This window comes from Massilia aurea (genome assembly GCF_040790145.1).
GTDB classification, from domain to species: domain Bacteria; phylum Pseudomonadota; class Gammaproteobacteria; order Burkholderiales; family Burkholderiaceae_D; genus Telluria; species Telluria aurea_C.
Genome location: NZ_JBFMMP010000003.1, coordinates 285149 through 306000, shown reverse-complemented (window position 1 = coordinate 306000; position 20852 = coordinate 285149). Strand labels below are relative to the sequence as shown.

The window sequence follows — 20852 nt, the reverse complement described above, 5'->3', positions numbered from 1 at the left end:
CGAATGCGCCTGTCCAGACCCCACCTGTGGATAAGCAAATGGATATCCACAGGTACCGATTGTGCAAAACTGGGCTTTTGTTCACAAGCAAAAATCTTGTCCAGATTTGCCACCAGGAAGCCAGGCAACTAGTGCACTGCCTTATACGAACCCTAAGTCGATGATTTTGTTCTGGTTAACCGGGTTGTCCACAGAAGGAGGACACCCTTACTTATTACTATCAATTTTGTATACAGTTATTAGTTGTAAACCTGAGATGCCGATTTTAAAAAAAATTTTCGTTCGCGACGAAACGCAACAACACGGTCAGTGCAGACATGCTTCCAGGTCTGTGGAGAACCCGATGCATATCCACAGGATGGAATGTGCAAAAAGGCGTTTTGCACGATCGCCAGCATTTCTATTCACCTTCCCTGCACTGCGATAACAGTGGTTCTCCAGCCAGTTCAATGAACGGTAAGCCGTTGATGTTGTGGAAAAATCCCGGCTTATCCACAAAAAAATCCGCGTTTACTACTACTACTATTTTGTATACAAGCTTTTGAGTAAACAAACTGCATAACTTTCTGCGCTGGACCTCTGCGCTCAAGCCGCCATCTGCAGACCATTCTGAAAGCGCTCTTCAAAAAAAAGCGAGCCGGCGAAAAAAGCCAGGACAACGCAAGACACCAGCTGCAGAACACGGACCGGCAACCAGCCAAACAGGATCCGGGCTGTGGACAAGCTGATGTATATCCACAGCATCAGATGTGCAGAACCGGGACTTTTTCCGGAGACCGATTTTTTGTCCACGATTCATGCTTGACTCACACAAGCGTTGTCCCGCGCAAAAATGACTGCTTAACGCATTGATACTGTTAAGTAAACGAACCTTATCCACAGAAAAACGCACGTTTACTTACTACTACTAAATTTGTATACAGATCTCTTAATTAAATAAGCAAACGCAGCACGGACAAAAAAACCGCGTTTTCCAGAACGACGATCAACGTCGAAATATTTGTCTCCAACGGCTAAAAATGCTGTGTACAATCCGCCGCTTATACACAACCGTCCAACGAAAACATGCGTTTAGGCATCATCAGCGCGTTGCACGAAGAACAGGCAGGGCTCGTGGAAGCCATGAAAGGGCCCACCACGCTCATCCATGCCAAGCGTGAGTACTTTCTCGGACAACTGTGGGGAATCGACGCTGTGTGCGTCCTGTCGCGAATTGGCAAGGTTGCTGCCGCCATGACGGCGACGACGCTTGTGGAGAAGTTCGGAGTTACCCACATCCTGTTCACGGGCGTGGCTGGTGCTGGCGACAAGACCATCCAAGTTGGCGACATCGTCGTGGCCGAATCGCTGGTCCAGCACGATATGGATGCAAGCCCGTTGTTCCCGCGCTTCGAGGTGCCGTTGACGGGCCAGACGCATTTTCAGCCAGATGCCCAGCTGTCGTTGCGCGTCTCGAGCGCCGCCCACGCGTTCCTGGAAACCGATTTAACCCACGCGATCGCCCAGGTCGATCGCCAGCAGTTCGGCTTGACACAGCCGCGCATGCACCGGGGCCTGATCGCCAGCGGCGACCAGTTCGTGAACGACGCCGCGCGGATCGAGGCCATGAACAGCGCGCTGCCAGGCCTGGTGGCAGTGGAGATGGAAGGCGCTGCAGTGGCCCAGGTCTGTCACGAACTGAACGTGCCGTTTGCCGTCATGCGCGCGATCTCGGACAACGCCAATGAACATGCGGCGCACGACTTCATGGGCTTCGTGAAATCGGTGGCCGCGCAGTACGCCTTCCACATCACCCGGCGCCTGTGCCGGGACCTGGCCGCCGCGCCGCTCTAGTCCAGCAGCGATTCGGCCGGAACGTAGTCGTAGCCCAGCGCCCGGGCCACTGCCTCGAAGGTGACCTTGCCCTGGCCGACATTCAGGCCCTGGCGCAGGTGAATGTCGTCCGCCAGTGCGCGGCGCCAGCCCTTGTTCGCCAGCGCCAGCGCGTGACCGATCGTGGCGTTATTCAGCGCGAAGGTGGACGTGCGCGCCACGGCGCCAGGCATGTTCGCCACGCAGTAGTGGATCACGCCGTCGACGACGAAGGTGGGATCGGCATGGGTCGTCGGCTGCGATGTCTCGAAACAGCCGCCCTGGTCGATCGCCACATCGACGATGACCGCGCCCTTCTTCATGCGGGAGACCATGCTGCGCGTGACGAGCTTGGGCGCCGCAGCCCCCGGCACCAGCACGCCGCCGATGACCAGGTCGGCCGAGAGCACTGCTTCGTCGAGTGTCTGCGCATTGGAGTGCAGCGTGGCGATGCGGTTGCCATAGACCAGATCGAGCTGGCGCAGCCGATCGACGTTCTTGTCGAGCACCGTCACGCGCGCACCCGTGCCAACGGCCATTTGCAGGGCATTGGCGCCCACCACGCCGGCGCCGATGATGACGACGTGACCCGCCGCCACACCGGGCACACCGCCCAACAGCAGGCCCATGCCGCCCCTCGACTTTTCCAGGTGCGCAGCGCCCGCCTGGATCGACATCCGCCCTGCCACCTCGCTCATGGGCGCCAGCAGCGGCAAGCCGCCACCGGGGCCGGTAATCGTCTCGTACGCGATGCAGATGGCGCCTGATCGCACCAGGGCTGCGGTTTGCCCGGGATCGGGGGCCAGGTGCAGGTAAGTAAAGAGGATCTGTCCTTCGCGCAGCATCGCGCATTCGAGCGCCTGCGGCTCCTTGACCTTGACGATCATGTCGGCCTGCGCAAACACCTCTTGCGCGCTCGCCACGATGCTGGCGCCGGCCGCGAGGTACTGCGCGTCGGGCAAGCCGATCTCGCTGCCGGCGCCCTGCTGGACGATTACCTGGTGGCCTTGCGCCACCAGTTCATGCACCGACGCCGGCGTGAGGCCGACGCGGTACTCGTTGTTCTTGATTTCTGTTGGAACGCCTACAAGCATGGTTGTCTCCTTGTTGTTGGTGTGGTTCCTGCAAAGTGCCGTGTTACTCCTGTCTGACTGCCATAAAAAACATCGGCGACCGAAGTCGCCGATGTGATGTTGATTTACAGGCCCAGCGTCATCAGGCTGGCGTTACCCCCCGCTGCCGTCGTATTGACGCAGACGGCGCGTTCGGCCACCAGGCGCCACAGGTCGACCGCGGCCAGTGGCTCGGTATCGACCACGCCGATGATGGCGCCGCTGCGCGCTGCCAGCTGCGTGCGCAGCGAGCCGGCCAGGCCCGATTCGACCAGCGCGATCGCGAACTCGCCCGCATCCACTTCATCCTTGCCGATGAAGCGCACGCGATCCTTGACCGCCTGCGGCAGGTTGGCGGGAATCGCATCAGGCGACGTGGTCAGCACCAGTGCGCGGTTGCCGGTGGCCAGCGTAGCTGCCAGTTGATTGAGCAGGCCTGCCGGCGTGCCCGGTGCGCACAGCACGACGCCGCGCGGCGTGAACGACAGGCGATTGCGCTCGCCGGTCGGTCCCGGCAAATCCATCGACACATCATTGAGCGACGTGCGCGCATAGCCTTCGGCCAATGCCACCACCGGTTGCTGGCCGTTCGTGCGCAGCCAGCCAATCAGGGCCTCGAGCGCTGCCTCTGGCTGGCGCACGTGGTCCATCAACGGCGCGGCGCCGCGCTGCAGGCGCTTGATGTACAGCGGACCGCCGGCTTTCGGGCCGGTGCCCGATTTGCCTTCGCCGCCGAACGGCTGCACGCCGACGACCGCGCCGACGATATTGCGGTTCACGTAGATATTGCCGACGTGCGCATTGTTGACGATGTAGTCGATCGTTTCATCGATGCGCGAGTGCACGCCCAGCGTCAGGCCGAAGCCCGTCGCATTGATCGACGCGATCACCTTCGGCAGATCGGCGCGGCGGTAGCGTACGATGTGCAGCACCGGGCCGAATACCTCTTGCTTGAGTTCCGCGAGCGAGGCGATTTCAAGCACCGTCGGCGGCACGAACGTGCCGCTGCTGGTGATCGCAGGCGACAACTCGAGCGCGAAGTGGCTGCGCGCCGTGGCCTTGGTGCGCTCAATGTGGGCCAGCAGATTCTGCTGGGCTTCGGCGTCGATGACCGGGCCGATATCGGTTGCCAGGCGATCCGGGCTACCCACGCGCAGTTCGGCCATCGCGCCCTTGAGCATCTTGATGGTCTTGTCGGCGATGTCTTCTTGCAGGAACAGCACGCGCAGCGCCGAGCAGCGCTGGCCGGCCGAATCGAAGGCCGAACTCACTACGTCGCCCACCACTTGTTCGGGCAGCGCCGACGAGTCGACGATCAGCGCATTCTGCCCGCCCGTTTCGGCCACCAGCGGAATATCGATGCCTTCCTGTTCGGCGCGTTTGGCCAGCGTGCGGTTGATCAGCTGCGCGACTTCGGTCGACCCGGTGAAGATCACGCCCTTGATGCGGCTGTCGGCCGTCAGCGCGGCGCCGACGACTTCACCGCGGCCCGGCAGCAACTGCAGCGCGGCGCGCGGCGTACCCGCCTCGAGGAAAAGCTCCACCGCGCGGTAGGCGATCAGCGGCGTTTGCTCGGCCGGCTTGGCCAGCACCACGTTGCCGGCGGCCAGAGCGGCCGCAACCTGGCCCGTGAAGATCGCCAGCGGGAAGTTCCATGGGCTGATGCAGCTGACCGGCCCCAGTGTCTGGGCGCTCGACGCGGCGCGGATCTGCACCGCGTAGTAGCGCAGGAAGTCGACCGCTTCGCGCAGTTCGGCAATCGCGTTCGGCAGCGATTTGCCGGCTTCGCGCACGGCCAGGGCCATCAGCTCGACGCCATTCTGTTCGAACAGGTCGGCGGTGCGTTCCAGGATCGCCGCGCGTTCGTGGGTACCCGTGGCGGCCCATTCGCCGGCAAAGGCGCTGGCTGCTTCCAGCGCGGCGTCGACGTCGGCGCGCGAGGCTTCCTGCACCAGGCCGACGATGTCGCCCGACTGGGCCGGATTGACCACGTTGGCGACCGGGCCGGCGTCGACCGTCGCCGCAGTCAGGGGCGCGGCGAGATGCCGGCGCTGCTGCGACAGGCCGTCGGCGACCAGGCACAGGATGTCTTCATTGACCAGGTCCATGCCGGCGGAATTCTTGCGCTCGTTACCGAACATGTCCACCGGCAGCGCGATCGCCGGATGCGGCTTGCCACCGCTGGCGCGGGCGACGTCGAACGGATCCGTGATCAAGGTCTCGATGGCGACGTTCTCGTCGACGATCTGGTTCACGAACGACGAGTTGGCGCCGTTTTCCAGCAGGCGCCGTACCAGATACGCCAGCAGCGTTTCGTGCGAACCGACCGGCGCGTAAATACGACACGGCTTGTCGAGGTTCTTGCCACCCACGACCTGGTCGTACAGCGTCTCGCCCATGCCGTGCAGGCACTGGAATTCGTAGTTGCTGATGTTGCCGATGCGCGCCCAGGTATAGATCACCGACAGCGTGTGCGCGTTGTGGGTGGCGAACTGCGGGTACAGGATATCGGCCGCGCCGAGCAGCTTGCGCGCGCAGACCAGGTAAGACACGTCGGTATGGACCTTGCGCGTGTAGACCGGATAGCCGGGCATGCCATCGACTTGTGCGCGCTTGATCTCGGCGTCCCAATAGGCGCCCTTCACCAGGCGCACCATGAATTTGCGGCCGCTGCGCTTGGCCAGGTCGACCAGGTAGTCGATCACGTACGGGCAGCGCTTTTGATACGCCTGCACCACCAGGCCGATGCCTTCGAAGCCCGCGAGCTCGGGGTCGAACGCCAGCACTTCGAGCATGTCGAGCGAGATTTCGAGGCGGTCGGCTTCTTCGGCGTCGATATTGATGCCGATGTCGTAGCGCTTGGCCAGCAAGACCAGGCTGCGCACGCGCGGCAGCAGTTCGCCCATCACGCGCGCCGATTGCGCGCGGCTGTAGCGCGGGTGCAGCGCCGAGAGCTTGATCGAGATGCCCGGCCCATCCTTGATGCCGCGGCCATTCGAGGCCTTGCCGATCGCGTGGATCGCCTGTTCGTACGACGCATAGTAATTTTGCGCATCGAGTTCGGTCAGCGCCGCTTCGCCCAGCATGTCGTACGAATAGCGGTAGCCGCGCGTTTCGTTCTCGCGGCTGTTTTTCAATGCTTCGTCGATGGTCTGGCCGGTGACGAACTGGTTGCCCAGCATGCGCATCGCCATGTCGACGCCCTTGCGGATCAGCGGTTCGCCGCCCTTGGCGATCATGCGCGTGAGGGCCGAGCCCAGACCGTGCTCGCTATTGGTCGAGACCAGCTTGCCGGTGATGAGCAGGCCCCAGGTAGCGGCGTTGACGAACAGCGACGGCGACTCGCCCAGGTGCTTGCGCCAGTCACCACGGCTGATCTTGTCGGCGATGAGGCGGTCGGCCGTTTCGCTGTCCGGGATGCGCAGCAGCGCTTCGGCCAGGCACATCAATGCGACACCTTCTTCCGACGACAGCGAGAATTCGTGCATCAGCGCGTCCACGCCGGACGAGCGGGTGCGTTTTTCGCGCACGGCGGCGACCAGGCGGTGCGCCAGCGCCTGGGCGTCATGGCTGGCGCCCGAGCCCTGGGCCAGCAGCCACTGCACGGCCTCGGTTTCATCGCGGCGGTAGGCGGCCGTGATGGCGGCGCGCAAGGGAGTTTGGTCGCGCTTGAGTTCAGCGTGAAGGGCGTCGAACGGCACGAAGGTGGAGGCCGGGGAAGCAGCGATCTGCATGGCTATCTAGTCAAAAGAAAAATACACAACGAGGGCCACCGCACAGCAAAAGCGCCGTGCTGTTCGTAACAGCCGGCGCAGATTGGAACTTGGTGGAAATGATTCGATTGTAGAAGGATTTCTTCTGGATTTATTCTGGATTTATCCGATACTGGCAATAGATAGTTTTTGATGCGACAATCTGACCAAATAAAATTTATAAGGAGATGGGCATGTTGGACAAGATCAGCAAGAAGATCCTCAGCGAACTGCAGAATGACGGCCGCATCAGCAATGTCGAGCTGGCGGCGCGCGTGAACCTGTCGCCAGCCGCCTGCCTCGAGCGCGTGCGCAAGCTGCACGAATCGGGCTATATCATGGGCTACACCGCCCAGCTCAATCCACAGTTGCTGGACGTGTCGCTGCTGGTGTTCATCGAAGTCGTGCTCGACCGCACCACGCCCGAAGTGTTCGATGCCTTCAAGCAGAGCGTGCAGATGATCCCTGAAGTACTGGAATGCCACATGGTGGCGGGCGGCTTCGATTACCTGGTCAAGGCGCGCGTGAAAGACATGGCGGCCTACCGCGAATTCCTGGGCAAGACGCTGCTGCAAAAAGGCGTGCGCGAGACGCACACCTATGCGGTCATGGAAGAAGTGAAAAACTCGACCAAGCTGCCGATCCGCTGAGCGGCGCGTCGCCCGACAGGTTCAAATTCGGGTCAGACGACCTTGCGTACGCCACCCTTGGACGCGCTCTCGGCCATGCCTTCGAGGTTCTTGCGCAGCCAGCGGTGCGCCGGGCTGCGCCCGTCCCGTTCGTGCCACAGCATGTCCAAGTGGACGGCGGGCAGTTGCAGCGGCAATTCTTTCCAGATCAAGACGTCGGCCATGCCGGTCGACACCAGCAAGTGTTTCGGCAAGACCGTGATCAGGTCCGAATTGGCCACCACCCGGCCAGCGGTGAAGAACTGGTTCACCGTCAGCAGGATGCGGCGTTCACGGCCCATCTGGCCCAGTGCTTCGTCCACCAGGCCGTGGGCCCGGCCCGAGAAGCTCACCAGCAGGTGGTTCGCCTTGCAATAGGTGTCGAGATCGAGCTTTTCTTTGGCCAGCGGGTGATCCTTGCGCATCACGCACACGTACACGCCCGAATACAGCCGTTCGTGCCGGATCGGCGAGCCGGTTTCGTATGACAGCTGGGCCGCCACGCCCGGGAAGAAGCCCACCGCCAGATCGATATCTCCGCGCAGCAGCATCGGCCGCGGTTCACGCGTGGTCAACGGCACCATGCGAATGTTCACACCCGGCGCCTCGCCTTCGATCGAGCGCATCAGCGAAGGCAACCACAGCGCGGCGGTGGCGTCGGCCATCGCCATGCGGAAGGTGGCCTGCGCCTTGGAGACGTCAAACGTTTCCGGCATCACGGCCGCTTCGAGCGCCGCCAGCGCCTGGCGCACGGCCGGCCACAGCGCTTCTGCGCGCGGCGTCGGCTTGACGCCGTAGGCGGTGCGGATCAGGAGTTCATCGCCCAGGCTTTCGCGCAGTCGCTTGATGGCATTCGAGACAGCAGGCTGGGTCATGGCCAGGTGGCCGGCAGCGCGGGTCAGGTTTTGCTCGGTCATTACGGCGTCGAATACGCGCAGCAAATTCAGGTCAAGCGTCAGAAAGCTCATGGGAATTCAGGATAAAACTGTCGTGAATACAAGTGTACCTCAACTCATTCACAAACAGTATAAGAGCCATCAGGGATGGGAATTAGATTTATATGTTGCGACGCACTATAGTTATCCACAATTCCAGAACGAGTACATCATGTCTTCCACCGCTTCCCTAGTCCAAGTCGCCAGCGCAGTGCCCTACAGCCTGGTCTTCAGCATGACCATCTACCTTGCCCTGATTGGCGGTATCGCATTGTTCTTCCGACCACTGCTCGTCGGCATCGGCCGCGCGTTGTACCTCACCGTCCGTCCACGTCGCAGCAAGTCGCCAGTGGCGGCCAGCGCAACGGCGCTCGAGCGCAAGCCTGCCGGCATCAATACGGTTGAGGCCGCGGAAATGAGCCTGATGAATATTCGTCACTGATCTGCTCTCTCGCATTCTCGCCAACGCGGCGCCGGACACGGCGGCCGCGTTTTTTTTCGCCTGTCGCTTTGCAACGCCACCGCGATACCAGCCCAAGTATGACGTCACCGATAACGACTTTGCGTTACCGGGATTTTCTCGCTCGAATTGTTTAACAATGTTCACATAGAATTACAAATGACTGTGATTTAGCGATAAAACCCGTTCAATGGCAGAAATATTTATACGAAGTTAAGACTATTTAGTCGATTAATTATACAAATATTGAAAAAAACAATGTGTTTGACGTAGTTCACATTATGGATATAAAAACACATAACCAAAAGTATTTTAGAGCGCGCAGGAAAATAATCTACCGAGAGTAGACCATAAGACTAACCATATGAAGATATCAGCCGACCTGTGAATTGGGTGAGCCAAACGCACGAGCGAACGCCGCACGCCAGATCAACTGGCCTGCGGTCGGCATTACATTCAGGGGGAGGTGATACGAGCCAGCACGGTAGCGCCGGCCAGGGAGGCGATCAGGCTGCGGCTTTGTCGGCCGTCAGGCGTTCGTACTTGATGAGGAGTTCTTCGCGCGATTCGCGCCAGGCCGGGTCGAGCGGGATGCAGGCGACCGGGCACAGCAATTGGCACTGCGGTTCTTCAAAGTGACCGACACACTCGGTGCACTTGTTCGGATTGATCTGGTAATACTCGTCGCCCATCGAAATGGCATCGTTGGGGCATTCGGGTTCGCAGACGTCGCAGTTGATGCAGTCGTCGGTAATCAGGAGGGCCATGGTACTTCCAGGTGGATCAGACGACCGGCGCTGGGGGCAGGCTGGCGATCTTGTTTTGCAGCCAGCGGTCGACCGATGGGAACACGAATTTGGACACGTCGCCGCCCAGCATGGCGATCTCGCGCACGATGGTGCCCGAAATGAACTGGTACTGGTCGGACGGGGTCAGGAACAGGGTTTCGACATCGGGCAGCAGATAGCGGTTCATGCCTGCCATCTGGAACTCGTATTCGAAGTCAGATACCGCGCGCAGGCCGCGCACGATGACACGGGCATCGTGCTTGCGCACGAAGTCTTTCAGCAGGCCCGAAAAACTCTCGACCTGCACGTTCGGATAATGGCCAAGCACTTCATTGGCGATTTCGAGGCGCTCTTCGAGGGTGAAGAAAGGACGCTTGTTCCGGCTGTCTGCAACGCCGACCACCAGACGGTCGAACAGGCCGGATGCGCGGCGTACCAAATCCTCGTGGCCGCGGGTGAGCGGATCGAAAGTACCTGGATAAACAGCTACAACCATTGCGGCTCCTGTGAAAAATACACCGTGATAGAACGCGCATTATGCCTTAAATACCCGGCATTCGCCCCAGTCTGGGGCACGGTTTGCCCGATGACTGTGCAGTTTTCACAGCCTTCGAAAAACTCACGCCGCCTTTTCTTGCGGCTTGAGCAAATGATAGTAGACCATGCCAGCCTTGTCCGCACGCACCGCCTCCCATCCCGCCAGCCACTCGGGCACGTCATCCCCTTCGGCCAGCAGCGGCGCCTCGGCTTCCGCATACACCATGCCGCCCTCCGTCAAGAGCGCCGCGCACAGCGGCAACGTCTTGGCCAGCAAGTCTTGCTGGTAGGGCGGATCCAGGAAGATCACGTCGAAGCGCTGGCCGCGGGTGGCCAGATCGCGCACGAGGGTGAGCGCATCGGCGCGCAGGATGGTGACGTTGGTTGCCTTGAGCTTGTCGCGGTTCGCTTCCAGCTGGCGTACCGCCGGGCTATGGTTGTCCACCATCAGCACCGACGCCGCGCCGCGGCTGGCCGCCTCGAAGCCGAGTGCCCCCGAACCCGCGTACAGGTCGAGCACGGCGGCAGCGTCCCAGTCGTTGCCGAGCTGGTGATTGATCCAGTTGAACACGGTCTCGCGCACGCGGTCGGGCGTGGGTCGCAGGCCCAGGGCGTCGACCACCGGAAGAAGGGTACGTTTGAAGGCGCCGCCGATGATGCGGACCTGGTGCTGCGCCATGCGCGGCGCGCCGTGCGGCTTGGCGCCGGCAGGCTTGGATTGGATGGACTTTCTTTGCATGGGCGGCACTATAGCATGGGGTATACATGCGATTGCGCGCCGCCCTTTGCGGGCTTCCTTGCGTGCTTATTGCGTGCTGATTGCGTGCTTACTTACCGGCGGCGAGCGCCTGGAAATCACCGATCCAACCCTGGATGCGCTGCTGTGCATGGGCTTTTTGCTGGGGCGTCGCGATCCGGATCGCCGTCAGGATGAACTTGGTAGTCTGGTCCAGGCTGGCGTCATAGAAACCTTTGCGTTCTGGTGAGTCCATGCGGCTGGACATTTCGCGCAGCAAGCCCGCCACCCGCGCAGACGTTTGCTCGCGGTTCAGCTTTTTTTGCTGGATCTCGTGCAGCACCGCCAGCACGCGGCGCTGGCGGTACTGGCGTTCTTCCAGCCACAGGTTGTTGTCCAGCGGACGCAGGTCGGACGCGCGGCGCAAGGTCGCTTCCTGCTCGCTGCTGAAGTTGCCGAACCAGAGTTCCATCTGCTCCATCGATTTTTTAAAGCGGGCGCGCTGGCGCTTGTCGGCGCTGCCATCGATGAACTTGCGGCGGTATTCGTCGTTCTTGTCATTGAACTTTTCCTCGATGTGACGAATCTGCTCGGGCGTGACCGACATGGCCAGCGTCGTCAGTTCCGGCACGGCGCGCTGCGCCAGGCGATCGGCGCGCACCCGGATCTCGCGGTAGGCGCCGAGCAGGTCGGCCTGGGTCGGGTTGCCGGCCAGTTGCCGCTGGAATGTGCCCAGCAAAGCAGCATAGTCACGCAACTCCGTCTTGCGGTGCCACTGGAAAACGGCATTGATGTCACGTTTGGCCACATCCGCCTGTTGACCTTCAAAGTCGACATACGAATCCATCCACCAGTACAGTAAAGTGTCGCCCTGGTTGTACGAGAAGCGAATCGAGCTGCAGCCAGCCGCCATGACCGTCATGGCAAGCAGCAGGAGTGCAAGGGTGCGTCGGAACGCGCCATCGCGCATGCTAAAATTTTTCATATATTCAACTTTTTGAGAACGGCTTATGAACGTTGTGATCCTCGCCGCCGGCATGGGCAAACGCATGCAATCTGCCTTGCCGAAAGTACTGCATCCACTGGCTGGTAAGCCCCTTTTGCGCCACGTCATCGATACTGCCCGTGGCCTGAGTCCGAAGAAATTATGCGTGATTTACGGACATGGAGGCGCAGCGGTGCCGCAGATGGTCGCAACACTGGCAGAATCCACCGGCAGCACGATCGATACCGCGCTGCAGGAACCGCAGCTGGGCACCGGTCACGCCGTCATGCAAGCGGTGCCGCAACTGGATGACGACCAACCCACGCTGGTGCTGTACGGTGACGTGCCGCTGACCACGGTCGAGACGCTGCGCCGCCTGGTCGAGGCTGCCGGCAGCGACAAGCTGGGTATTCTCACCGTCGAGCAGGCCAATCCATTCGGACTGGGCCGCATCGTGCGCGAGGACGGCAAGATCGTGCGCATCGTCGAAGAAAAAGATGCGACCGAAACCGAGCGCGCCATCCGCGAAATCAATAGCGGCATCATGGCGATCCCCACCCGTCACCTCAAGAAGTGGCTGGCCGCCCTGTCGAACCACAATGCCCAGGGCGAGTATTACCTCACCGACATCGTGGCCCAGGCCGTGGCCGATGGCGTGCCGGTCGTCTCGAGCCAGCCGTCCGGCGAATGGGAAGTGGCGGGCGTGAACAGCAAGGTGCAGTTGGCCGAGCTGGAGCGTCGTCACCAGTTGAACATTGCCCACGCGCTGCTGGAACGCGGTGTGACCTTGATGGATCCGGCGCGCATCGATGTCCGCGGCGAACTCATTTGCGGTCGCGATGTCACAATCGATGTCGGTTGCGTGTTCGAGGGCCGCGTCGAGCTGGCGGACGGCGTGACGGTCGGCGCGCACTGCGTGCTGGTCGGTGCCACAGTCGGCGCCGGCGCCAATATCAAGCCGTTCTGCCATATCGACGACGCCACGGTCGGCGCCGCCTCGCAGATCGGGCCGTACGCCCGCCTGCGACCGGGCACGACGCTCGGCGAAGACGTCCACATCGGCAACTTCGTCGAGGTCAAGAACAGCACCGTCGCCGCGCACAGCAAGGCCAATCACCTGGCGTACGTGGGCGACGCCACGGTCGGCTCGCGCGTCAACATCGGCGCCGGTGTCATCACCTGCAACTATGACGGCGCCAACAAGTTCCGCACCGTGATCGAAGATGACGTGTTCGTTGGCAGCGACAGCCAGCTGGTCGCCCCGGTCACAATCGGCAAGGGCGCGACCCTGGGCGCCGGCACGACGCTGACCAAGAATGCGCCGGCGGGCAAGCTGACCATCTCGCGGGCGAAGCAGGTCACCATCGACGGCTGGAGCCGTCCGGTGAAAATCAAGAAGTAATCCACCGGCTGCGCACAGGCTAATCACAGGAAACAAACAAGATAAACACAGGGTAATACCGCGGTTATCAAGCGTTCGTCCCTGTGCTCATCCACATTGTTATCCACAGGCAGTGGCCTGCCTGTTTTTGGCCTGTTTTTGGCGTGTTTTGACCCGATTACACCGCGATGCGCGTCTCGAACTTGCTGCGGTGGGTCGCAAAATAGGCTTTTACGTTGCGCACATTGGCGTGCGCTGTGAACAGCCGGTGCGCCAGCTCGTGGTAGGCCGGCATGTCGGCCACTTGCGCGATCAAAACGAAGTCCGGGCCGGGCGAGACCCGGTAGCACTGCAGCACCGCAGCTTCCGTTTCCGCCAAGCGCTCGAACTCGGCCATCCGCTCGGCCGCTTGCACGTCGAGCGTGATTTCGACGATGGCGCTCAGGCTCGGCCCCACCTTCTCGGGCGCAACGATTGCCACCTGGCGCTGGATAACGCCGCTATCGGTCATGTGCTTTACGCGGCGCAGGCAGGTCGGCGGCGACACGTGCACCTGGGCCGCCAGTTCTGCGTTCGTCTGCGATGCGTCAGTCTGCAGAATGGTCAGAATGCGACGATCGACGTCGTCGAGGACAGCGGGAACAGTGATCGACATGAAATTTTAAGTTATGTGGTTGAGTTCTATGGAATATTATTTCATTACTGGATGGTTATGAAATAATATGTCAAATATAGCTACACACTGTACGCTTATTTCATCGTACTTGCTCTACGATAAGACTCATTGAATATTCTGAAGTGAGGTTAGCCATGTGCGGTATCGTCGGAGCAGTCGCAAAACGCAACATTACCCCCGTCCTGATCGAGGGCCTCAAGCGCCTCGAGTATCGGGGATATGACTCTTGCGGCGTCGCCGTGCACCTCGACGGCCGCCTGACCCGCTCGCGCTCGACCTCGCGCGTGGCCGAACTCGAAGCGCAGATCAAGGAAGCGCACCTGGACGGCTTCACCGGCATCGCCCACACCCGCTGGGCCACCCACGGCGCCCCGGCCTCGCACAATGCCCACCCGCACTTCTCGCCGACCGAAGACAATGCGCGCATCGCGCTGGTTCACAACGGCATCATCGAGAACCACGACGAACTGCGCGCCGAGCTGACCGGCCTGGGTTACGTGTTCATGAGCCAGACCGACACCGAGGTCATCGCCCACCTGGTTGACCACATGTACAACGGCGACCTGTTCGACACTGTCCAGCAAGCCGTCAAACGCCTGCACGGCGCCTACGCCATCGCCGTGTTCTGCCGCGAGGAACCGCACCGCGTGATCGCCGCGCGCCAGGGCTCGCCGCTGATCGTCGGCGTGGGCAAGGACGAAAACTTCGTCGCCTCCGACGCCATGGCGCTGGCCGGCACGACCGACCAGATCATCTACCTGGAAGAAGGCGACGTGGTCGACCTGCAACTGGCGCGTTACTGGATCGTCGATGTCGACGGCCGCCCGGTCGAGCGCGAAGTCAAAACGGTCCACGCCCACACCGGCGCCGCCGAACTCGGCCCATACCGCCACTACATGCAGAAGGAAATCTTCGAGCAGCCGCGCGTGATCGGCGACACACTCGAAGGCGTCACCGGCATCATGCCGGAACTGTTCGGCGACGGCGCCTTCACGGTCTTCAAGAAGATCGACCGCGTGCTGATCCTGGCCTGCGGCACCAGCTACTACGCGGGCCTTACGGCCAAGTACTGGATCGAATCGGTGGCCAAGGTGCCAGTGAGCGTCGAGATCGCCAGCGAGTACCGCTACCGCGACAGTGTGCCGCATCCCGATACGCTGGTCGTGACCATCACGCAAAGCGGCGAAACGGCCGACACGCTCGCCGCGCTCAAGCACGCGCGCAGCCTGGGCATGGAACACACGCTGACCATCTGCAACGTCTCGACGAGCGCCATGGTGCGCGAATGCAAGCTGGCCTACATCACCCGCGCCGGCGTCGAAGTCGGCGTGGCCTCGACCAAGGCGTTCACCACCCAGCTCGCCGCCCTGTTCCTGCTGACGCTGACACTGGCCCAGGTCAATGGCCGCCTGAGCGATGCCGAAGAAGCCGAGCACCTCAAGCAGATGCGCCACCTGCCGGTCGCGCTGGCCGCAGTGCTGGCGCTCGAGCCGCAGATCATCGCCTGGGCCGACGACTTCGCCCGCAAAGAAAACGCGTTGTTCCTGGGCCGCGGCATTCACTATCCGATCGCACTGGAAGGCGCGCTGAAGCTGAAAGAAATTTCGTACATCCACGCCGAAGCGTATCCAGCAGGCGAGCTCAAGCACGGCCCGCTGGCGCTGGTGACCGAAGAAATGCCGGTGGTTACGATTGCTCCGAACGATGCGCTGCTGGAAAAGCTGAAGTCGAACATGCAAGAGGTGCGTGCGCGCGGCGGTCAGCTGTATGTGTTTGCCGACGTCGATTCACGCATCACGTCGGGCGATGGCTTGCATGTGATTCGCTTGCCTGAGCACTATGGTTTGCTGTCGCCGATCCTGCACGTGGCGGCGCTGCAGTTGCTGGCGTATCACACGGCGCTGGCGCGCGGGACGGATGTGGACAAGCCGCGCAATCTGGCGAAGTCGGTGACGGTGGAATAAATAGCGTTGAAGAGGTCGCCGACATCGTTCTTCGATGGCAAGCGCGACCTCTACCTTGGCCCACCCCTGACTCACGGCGTTACATGTGAACGTATCGATTGGTCGGCATTGTCCTTCTCCAGCACTGCTGCCTGCACCATCCCAATCCCGATCCTCCCCGGCAATCCAACGTCCCGACTTTCCAGCCGGGCATGAGTCAGCGCCATGTCGGCCAGCGCATACACGGCGTCGACATGCGGCCGCAATTGACCGCGCTCCACCAATGCACGTAACTCATCAATCTAGTCAATGAATGCCGGGCTCCGCGATCGATGACGATACGTCCGGTTTTCTTGTCCATAGTACCTCACACAATGTAATTTAGTTTCCATAGAGAACCAACTATTGTATAGTCGGTTTCGACTGGCGGAAACGCCCGGTCATTGCTGATCCGGTGCGCCTGTTACCCGGGTTCTCGCCGCGCCGCGATGTCCCGGCGCCTCTCTTTTACGACCCGCTCCATGAATCCCGAAAACTCCGATCTGATGTATCGCCTGCTGGTCCAAAGCGTCGTCGATTATGCAATCTACATGCTCACCCCCGATGGCGTCGTCTCGAGCTGGAACGCCGGCGCCCAGCGTGCCAAGGGTTATGAACCCGGTGAAATCGTCGGCCAGCACTATTCCCGCTTCTACCGCGAAGAAGATCTTGCTGCCGGCCTGCCGGCCCTGAACCTCCGGATCGCCACCGACACCGGCCGCTTCGAAGACCAGGGCTGGCGCGTGCGCAAGGATGGCAGTGCGTTCTGGGCCCACGTCGTCATCGATGCCATCCGCGACGATCAAGGCGCCCTCCTCGGCTTTGCCAAAATCACGCGCGATTGCACCGAACAGCGCCAGGCCGAGCTGGCCCAGCGCGAGCAGGAGCGGCGCTTCCGCTATCTGGTGCAGGGCGTCACCGATTACGCCATCTATATGCTCGATATCGATGGGCATGTAGTGAACTGGAACGCCGGCGCCGAACGCGCCAAGGGCTACAAGGCGAGCGAGATCGTCGGCCAGCATTTCTCGGTGTTCTACACCGAACCCGACCGCCTCGCCGGCCTGCCGCAACTGGCTTTGACGACGGCGCGTACCACGTCGCGTTTCGAGGCCGAAGGCTGGCGCTTGCGCAAGGACGGCACGCAGTTCTGGACCAGCGTCGTGATCGATGCGATCCATGACGACGATGGTGCGTTGATCGGCTTTGCCAAAATCACGCGCGACATCACCGAGCGCCATCGGCAAGAACAGCGCCTGATCGCGGCCAAGGAACTGGCCGAAGACGCCAGCCGCCAGATGGCGTCGCTAAGCGACTTTCTCGACTCGGTGATCGCCAACATTCCGGCCAGCGTGCTGGTGCTCGATGTCGCCACGCGCTCGATCCTGCTGGCCAACCAGCAGGCGCAGCGCCTGTTCGCGCGGGCCGGCGTCTGTCTGAAGGGGGCGCTCGCGGGCGATTGCCTAAGCCCGGAAGTGGCCGATTACATCGAACTTCACAGTAACGATATCTCGGCCGCCAGCGGCAGCCTCGACGACGCAATGCTGGTGCAGACGTCGATCGGACCGCGCAACGTGCGTAGCCGGACGGTCGCGGGCACGCGGCCCGAAGGCGACTACGTCTTGATCATCACCGAAGACGTCACCGACGAGCTGGCCGCCTACGCCCAGATCCACCACATGGCGCAGCACGACGGCTTGACCAATCTGCCGAACCGTACGTTCTTCAACCAGCGCCTCGAGACGGCGCTCGCGCAGTCGCGCGCGGATCAGTCCGGCGTGGCCGTGCTCTGTATCGACCTGGACAACTTCAAGAACATCAACGATGCGTTCGGTCACGGCTTTGGCGACAAGATCTTGCTCACACTAGCAGGCCGCTTGCGCAAGTGCCTGCGTGAACATGACACGCTGGCCCGTCTGGGCGGCGACGAATTTGCCGTCGTGCTGTCACATGCCACGCGCATCGAAGAAGCGCAGCAGGCGGCGCAGCGCCTGATCGAGGCGGTCGCGCCCGCCTTTTCGATCGATGGCCACAATTTCTCGGTGGGCATCAGCGTCGGCATCGCGCTGGCCGCGCCCGAGGGCAATACGGCCGAGCAAATGCTGCAGTTCGCCGACATGGCCCTGTATGAAGCCAAGCGCAACGGACGCGGCCGCTATGATGTGTTCCGGCCCGAACTGGATGCATTGGCGCGCGCACGGCGCCAGATGGAAATCGACCTGCGCCGGGCACTGCACCGGGGCGAGCTGAAAATGCATTACCAGCCGATCATCGAGCGCGCCGGCAACCGCATCTCGGGCTACGAGGCATTGATCCGCTGGCAGCATCCGGAACGCGGGGCGATCCCGCCGATCGACTTCATCCCGCTGGCCGAAGAAACCGGCTTGATCCACGAGCTGGGCGTGCGCGCGCTGAACCTGGCGTGCCAGGAAGCGGCAACCTGGACCAAAGGCGAAACGATCGCCGTCAACCTTTCGCCGATCCAGTTCAAGAGCACGGAGCTGGTGGCCACGGTGGCGCTGGCGCTGGCCGACTCGGGACTGGATGCGGCGCGGCTGGAACTGGAAATCACCGAGTCGGTGTTGCTCGACAATAGTGATGGCAATATCCGCGTCTTGAAGGCGCTGAAAAAGCTGGGGGTGCGTATTTCGCTCGACGATTTCGGCACCGGATATTCGTCGCTCAGTTATCTGCGCTCGTTCCCGTTCGATAAGATCAAGATCGACAAATCGTTCGTGCAAGAGATGGGCCAGAGCCGCGAGGCGATGGCAATCATCCGCGCCATCACAGGGCTGAGCAGCAGCCTGCTGATTGAAACAACGGCCGAAGGGGTGGAGACGGAGGAACAATTTCAGCGCCTGAAGGAAGAGGGCTGTTCGCATTTCCAGGGCTATCTGTTTGGTCGTCCGGAAGCAGCCGAAAATCGCATCGTTACGCTCGAGGAACGCCCGGCCAACGTGTAGCGCTGCTGCCTCGGTAGTAATACGTAGATCGCTACCGGTTGAATACTGAGTGGGTAAGTTAACGCCGGAAGGCCCAAGCAAGGCTGATTTGTTTGGGCTATACTTGCCCAACTCCTATACAAGAGTAACCCCCCGTTTCGATGGACGCCAGGGATATTGACTGGCCCGCCTGACACTCCTGTCAACGCGTTATATCCTTGTTCGCCAGCCTGCGATGCCGGTACGATCGAGACCCGATCGCACCAATGCATCGCTCTTGCTATTGCGTCGGTTGCCGAGGCTTGTTGCTGTGTTTTCACCGCGACAGGTCCCGACAACCCGTTCTCTATCGGCGTTTCCGGTGGTTCAGGAATGCACCGATACCGAGCCGTTGAATTTTTAAATCAGATGTTGCATGCCAGGCCATCGCAAACATTTTTCAGGTGATACTCGTATGCGCAACTCGCTATTAGTCGTCCTCTCTTGCTTTATCGTCGCTTCGTGCTCGAAAGCTCCCGCCCCATCGAATGACAAGCCGGTCGATGTCGTTCTGATCGGCGCCGGCGTCATGAGCGCCACGCTCGGTACCATGCTCAAGGAACTCGATCCGAATCTGACGATCCAGATGTACGAACGCATGGATTCAGTGTCGGCCGAAAGCTCGGACGCAATGAACAACGCCGGCACCGGTCACTCCGGTTTCGCCGAACTGAACTACACCCCCGAAATGCCGGACGGTACCATCGACACCAAGAAGGCTGTCGACATCAACGAACAGTTCGAAATCTCGAAGCAGTTCTACGCTTACCAGGTGCAGAAGAAATACCTGGGCGATCCGCATACCTTCATCAACAATGTGCCGCACATGGCCTTTGTCTGGGGCGACGACAACATCAACTTCCTGCGCAAGCGCTACGCCGCCCTGCAAAAGGAAAACCTGTTCAAGGGCATGCTCTACAGCGAAGACCAGGCAGAGATCCGCAAGTGGGCGCCGCTGGTCATGAACGGCCGCGATGCATCGCAAAAAGTGGCTGCCACCCGCATGGAAATCGGTACCGACGTCAACTTCGGCGCCCTGACCCGCAGCATGGTCACGCACCTGACCGGCACCCACGGCATGAAGCTGAACCTGCGTACCCAGGTCGAAGACATCAAGCGCGGTGAAAACGGCCTGTGGAACGTCACCGTCAAGAACCTGGCGGACAACAAGGTCTCGACCGTGAGCACGAAGTTCGTGTTCATCGGCGCCGGCGGCGGCGCACTGCCACTGCTGGAAAAGACCGGCATTCCTGAAGCCAAGGGCTTCGGCGGCGTGCCAGTCGGCGGCCAGTGGCTGGTCACGACCAACCCGGCGCTGATCGAGGCGCACCACGCCAAGGTGTACGGCAAGGCATCGGTCGGTTCGCCGCCAATGTCGGTCCCTCACCTGGATACCCGTATCATCGACGGCAAGAAAGCCCTGCTGTTCGGCCCGTTCGCTACGTTCTCGACCAAATTCCTGAAAAATGGTTCGTGGATCGACATGCCAGCCTCGATCGGCACCGGCAACGTGCGTCCAATGATGCAAGCCGGTATCGATAACATCCCGCTGACCAAGTACCTGGTGCAGCAAGTGATGCAATCGCAGGAAGACCGCGTGGCTACCCTGCGTGAATACCTGCCGGAAGCCAAGCTGGAAGACTGGAAACTGGTCAACGCAGGTCAGCGCGTACAGATCGTCAAGGATGATCCGGCCAAGGGCGGGCTGCTGCAGTTCGGTACCGAAGTCGTGGCATCGAACGACGGCACCATTACCGCGCTGCTGGGTGCCTCGCCAGGCGCCTCGACCGCTGCGCCAATCATGCTCAAAGTGCTCGCTGCGTCGTCGTTCAAGGACGAACTGGCTACGCCTGAGTGGCAAGCCAAGATGAAGGAAATCATCCCTTCGTACGGCCGCAAGCTCAACGGCGATCCAGCGTTCGCCAACCAGATCCGCCAGCAGAGCAGCGCTGTGCTGGGCCTGAAAGCCTTCACGCTCGACGTGCCGGCGGCAACGCAAGAGTAAGCT

16 protein-coding genes are annotated in these 20852 nt (G+C 61.1%); 7 read left to right on the top strand and 9 right to left on the bottom strand.

Features of this window, described 5'->3' with window-relative positions:
• The first annotated feature begins 1065 nt into the window (after positions 1–1065).
• The gene (locus tag AB2N08_RS07990) at positions 1066–1833 is read left to right on the top strand and encodes a 5'-methylthioadenosine/adenosylhomocysteine nucleosidase (RefSeq protein WP_367610099.1); all 768 of its coding nucleotides are present in this window, start codon (positions 1066–1068) and stop codon (positions 1831–1833) included.
• Here AB2N08_RS07990 and ald read toward each other — a convergent pair.
• Both ald and putA read right to left on the bottom strand, forming a co-directional pair.
• Positions 1830–2945 (bottom strand): alanine dehydrogenase, encoded by a 1116-nt coding sequence (ald, locus tag AB2N08_RS07985; protein WP_367610098.1) that lies wholly within the window; start codon positions 2943–2945, stop codon positions 1830–1832. The genes AB2N08_RS07990 and ald overlap by 4 nt on opposite strands.
• Positions 2946–3049: 104 nt before the next feature.
• Positions 3050–6697 (bottom strand): trifunctional transcriptional regulator/proline dehydrogenase/L-glutamate gamma-semialdehyde dehydrogenase, encoded by a 3648-nt coding sequence (gene putA, locus AB2N08_RS07980; protein WP_367610097.1) that lies wholly within the window; start codon positions 6695–6697, stop codon positions 3050–3052.
• Positions 6698–6909: 212 nt separating this feature from the next.
• Here putA and AB2N08_RS07975 point away from each other — a divergent pair, with 212 nt between their 5' ends.
• Entirely contained in the window at positions 6910–7365 is a 456-nt protein-coding gene (locus AB2N08_RS07975; RefSeq protein ID WP_367610096.1) for an Lrp/AsnC ligand binding domain-containing protein, read from the top strand.
• Between the two features lie 32 nt (positions 7366–7397).
• Here the strand turns inward: AB2N08_RS07975 and AB2N08_RS07970 are convergent, their stop codons facing one another.
• Positions 7398–8351 carry a LysR family transcriptional regulator gene (locus AB2N08_RS07970; RefSeq protein ID WP_183554886.1) on the bottom strand — a complete coding sequence of 318 codons (954 nt, stop codon included), beginning with the start codon at positions 8349–8351 and terminating at the stop codon, positions 7398–7400.
• Between the two features lie 139 nt (positions 8352–8490).
• On the opposite strand from AB2N08_RS07970, the gene AB2N08_RS07965 reads away from it, so the two are divergent.
• Positions 8491–8760, top strand: coding sequence for a hypothetical protein (locus tag AB2N08_RS07965; RefSeq protein WP_367610095.1), 270 nt, complete (start codon positions 8491–8493; stop codon positions 8758–8760).
• 524 nt (positions 8761–9284) lie between these two features.
• Here the strand turns inward: AB2N08_RS07965 and AB2N08_RS07960 are convergent.
• The 4 genes from AB2N08_RS07960 to AB2N08_RS07945 all read right to left on the bottom strand — a co-directional run bounded on the left by AB2N08_RS07960 (position 9285) and on the right by AB2N08_RS07945 (position 11824).
• On the bottom strand, positions 9285–9545 hold the full coding sequence (locus AB2N08_RS07960; protein ID WP_183554890.1) for a YfhL family 4Fe-4S dicluster ferredoxin: 261 nt from the start codon (positions 9543–9545) through the stop codon (positions 9285–9287).
• A 16-nt stretch (positions 9546–9561) separates the two neighbouring features.
• A complete protein-coding gene (gene coaD / locus AB2N08_RS07955; protein ID WP_367610094.1) occupies positions 9562–10062 on the bottom strand; it encodes a pantetheine-phosphate adenylyltransferase in 501 nt (166 codons plus the stop codon).
• Positions 10063–10185: 123 nt separating this feature from the next.
• On the bottom strand, positions 10186–10842 hold the full coding sequence (rsmD, locus tag AB2N08_RS07950; RefSeq protein WP_370662403.1) for a 16S rRNA (guanine(966)-N(2))-methyltransferase RsmD: 657 nt from the start codon (positions 10840–10842) through the stop codon (positions 10186–10188).
• Positions 10843–10930: 88 nt separating this feature from the next.
• Complete coding sequence (locus tag AB2N08_RS07945; RefSeq protein ID WP_367610093.1) at positions 10931–11824, bottom strand: DUF6279 family lipoprotein; 894 nt, start codon at positions 11822–11824, stop codon at positions 10931–10933.
• A 25-nt stretch (positions 11825–11849) separates the two neighbouring features.
• Between AB2N08_RS07945 and glmU the strand changes: the two genes are divergently transcribed.
• Positions 11850–13226, top strand: a complete 1377-nt coding sequence (gene glmU / locus AB2N08_RS07940) for a bifunctional UDP-N-acetylglucosamine diphosphorylase/glucosamine-1-phosphate N-acetyltransferase GlmU (RefSeq protein ID WP_367610092.1) — start codon at positions 11850–11852, stop codon at positions 13224–13226.
• A gap of 157 nt (positions 13227–13383) precedes the next feature.
• Here glmU and AB2N08_RS07935 read toward each other — a convergent pair whose 3' ends face one another.
• A complete protein-coding gene (locus AB2N08_RS07935; protein ID WP_367610091.1) occupies positions 13384–13860 on the bottom strand; it encodes an Lrp/AsnC family transcriptional regulator in 477 nt (158 codons plus the stop codon).
• A 155-nt stretch (positions 13861–14015) separates the two neighbouring features.
• Between AB2N08_RS07935 and glmS the strand changes: the two genes are divergently transcribed.
• On the top strand, positions 14016–15845 hold the full coding sequence (gene glmS, locus AB2N08_RS07930) for a glutamine--fructose-6-phosphate transaminase (isomerizing) (RefSeq protein WP_367610090.1): 1830 nt from the start codon (positions 14016–14018) through the stop codon (positions 15843–15845).
• A gap of 71 nt (positions 15846–15916) precedes the next feature.
• On the opposite strand, the gene AB2N08_RS07925 is transcribed toward glmS, so the two are convergent.
• Positions 15917–16105, bottom strand: a complete 189-nt coding sequence (locus AB2N08_RS07925) for a hypothetical protein (protein WP_370662402.1) — start codon at positions 16103–16105, stop codon at positions 15917–15919.
• A 240-nt stretch (positions 16106–16345) separates the two neighbouring features.
• Here AB2N08_RS07925 and AB2N08_RS07920 point away from each other — a divergent pair, with 240 nt between their 5' ends.
• Together AB2N08_RS07920 and mqo are read left to right on the top strand one after the other, a co-directional pair.
• Positions 16346–18826, top strand: coding sequence for a sensor domain-containing protein (locus tag AB2N08_RS07920; RefSeq protein ID WP_367610089.1), 2481 nt, complete (start codon positions 16346–16348; stop codon positions 18824–18826).
• Positions 18827–19259: 433 nt separating this feature from the next.
• On the top strand, positions 19260–20849 hold the full coding sequence (gene mqo, locus AB2N08_RS07915) for a malate dehydrogenase (quinone) (protein ID WP_367610088.1): 1590 nt from the start codon (positions 19260–19262) through the stop codon (positions 20847–20849).
• Positions 20850–20852: the final 3 nt, after the last annotated feature.

Excerpts from the sequence above, each read along its gene's own strand:
- rsmD (WP_370662403.1), bottom strand. The coding sequence starts at position 10,842 with ATGCAAAGAAAGTCCATCCAATCCAAGCCTGCCGGCGCCAAGCCGCAC.
- glmU (WP_367610092.1), top strand. The coding sequence starts at position 11,850 with ATGAACGTTGTGATCCTCGCCGCCGGCATGGGCAAACGCATGCAATCT.
- AB2N08_RS07975 (WP_367610096.1), top strand. The coding sequence starts at position 6,910 with ATGTTGGACAAGATCAGCAAGAAGATCCTCAGCGAACTGCAGAATGAC.
- AB2N08_RS07945 (WP_367610093.1), bottom strand. The coding sequence starts at position 11,824 with ATGAAAAATTTTAGCATGCGCGATGGCGCGTTCCGACGCACCCTTGCA.
- putA (WP_367610097.1), bottom strand. The coding sequence starts at position 6,697 with ATGCAGATCGCTGCTTCCCCGGCCTCCACCTTCGTGCCGTTCGACGCC.
- AB2N08_RS07920 (WP_367610089.1), top strand. The coding sequence starts at position 16,346 with ATGAATCCCGAAAACTCCGATCTGATGTATCGCCTGCTGGTCCAAAGC.
- ald (WP_367610098.1), bottom strand. The coding sequence starts at position 2,945 with ATGCTTGTAGGCGTTCCAACAGAAATCAAGAACAACGAGTACCGCGTC.
- AB2N08_RS07965 (WP_367610095.1), top strand. The coding sequence starts at position 8,491 with ATGTCTTCCACCGCTTCCCTAGTCCAAGTCGCCAGCGCAGTGCCCTAC.
- AB2N08_RS07970 (WP_183554886.1), bottom strand. The coding sequence starts at position 8,351 with ATGAGCTTTCTGACGCTTGACCTGAATTTGCTGCGCGTATTCGACGCC.
- coaD (WP_367610094.1), bottom strand. The coding sequence starts at position 10,062 with ATGGTTGTAGCTGTTTATCCAGGTACTTTCGATCCGCTCACCCGCGGC.
- mqo (WP_367610088.1), top strand. The coding sequence starts at position 19,260 with ATGCGCAACTCGCTATTAGTCGTCCTCTCTTGCTTTATCGTCGCTTCG.
- glmS (WP_367610090.1), top strand. The coding sequence starts at position 14,016 with ATGTGCGGTATCGTCGGAGCAGTCGCAAAACGCAACATTACCCCCGTC.
- AB2N08_RS07990 (WP_367610099.1), top strand. The coding sequence starts at position 1,066 with ATGCGTTTAGGCATCATCAGCGCGTTGCACGAAGAACAGGCAGGGCTC.
- AB2N08_RS07960 (WP_183554890.1), bottom strand. The coding sequence starts at position 9,545 with ATGGCCCTCCTGATTACCGACGACTGCATCAACTGCGACGTCTGCGAA.
- AB2N08_RS07935 (WP_367610091.1), bottom strand. The coding sequence starts at position 13,860 with ATGTCGATCACTGTTCCCGCTGTCCTCGACGACGTCGATCGTCGCATT.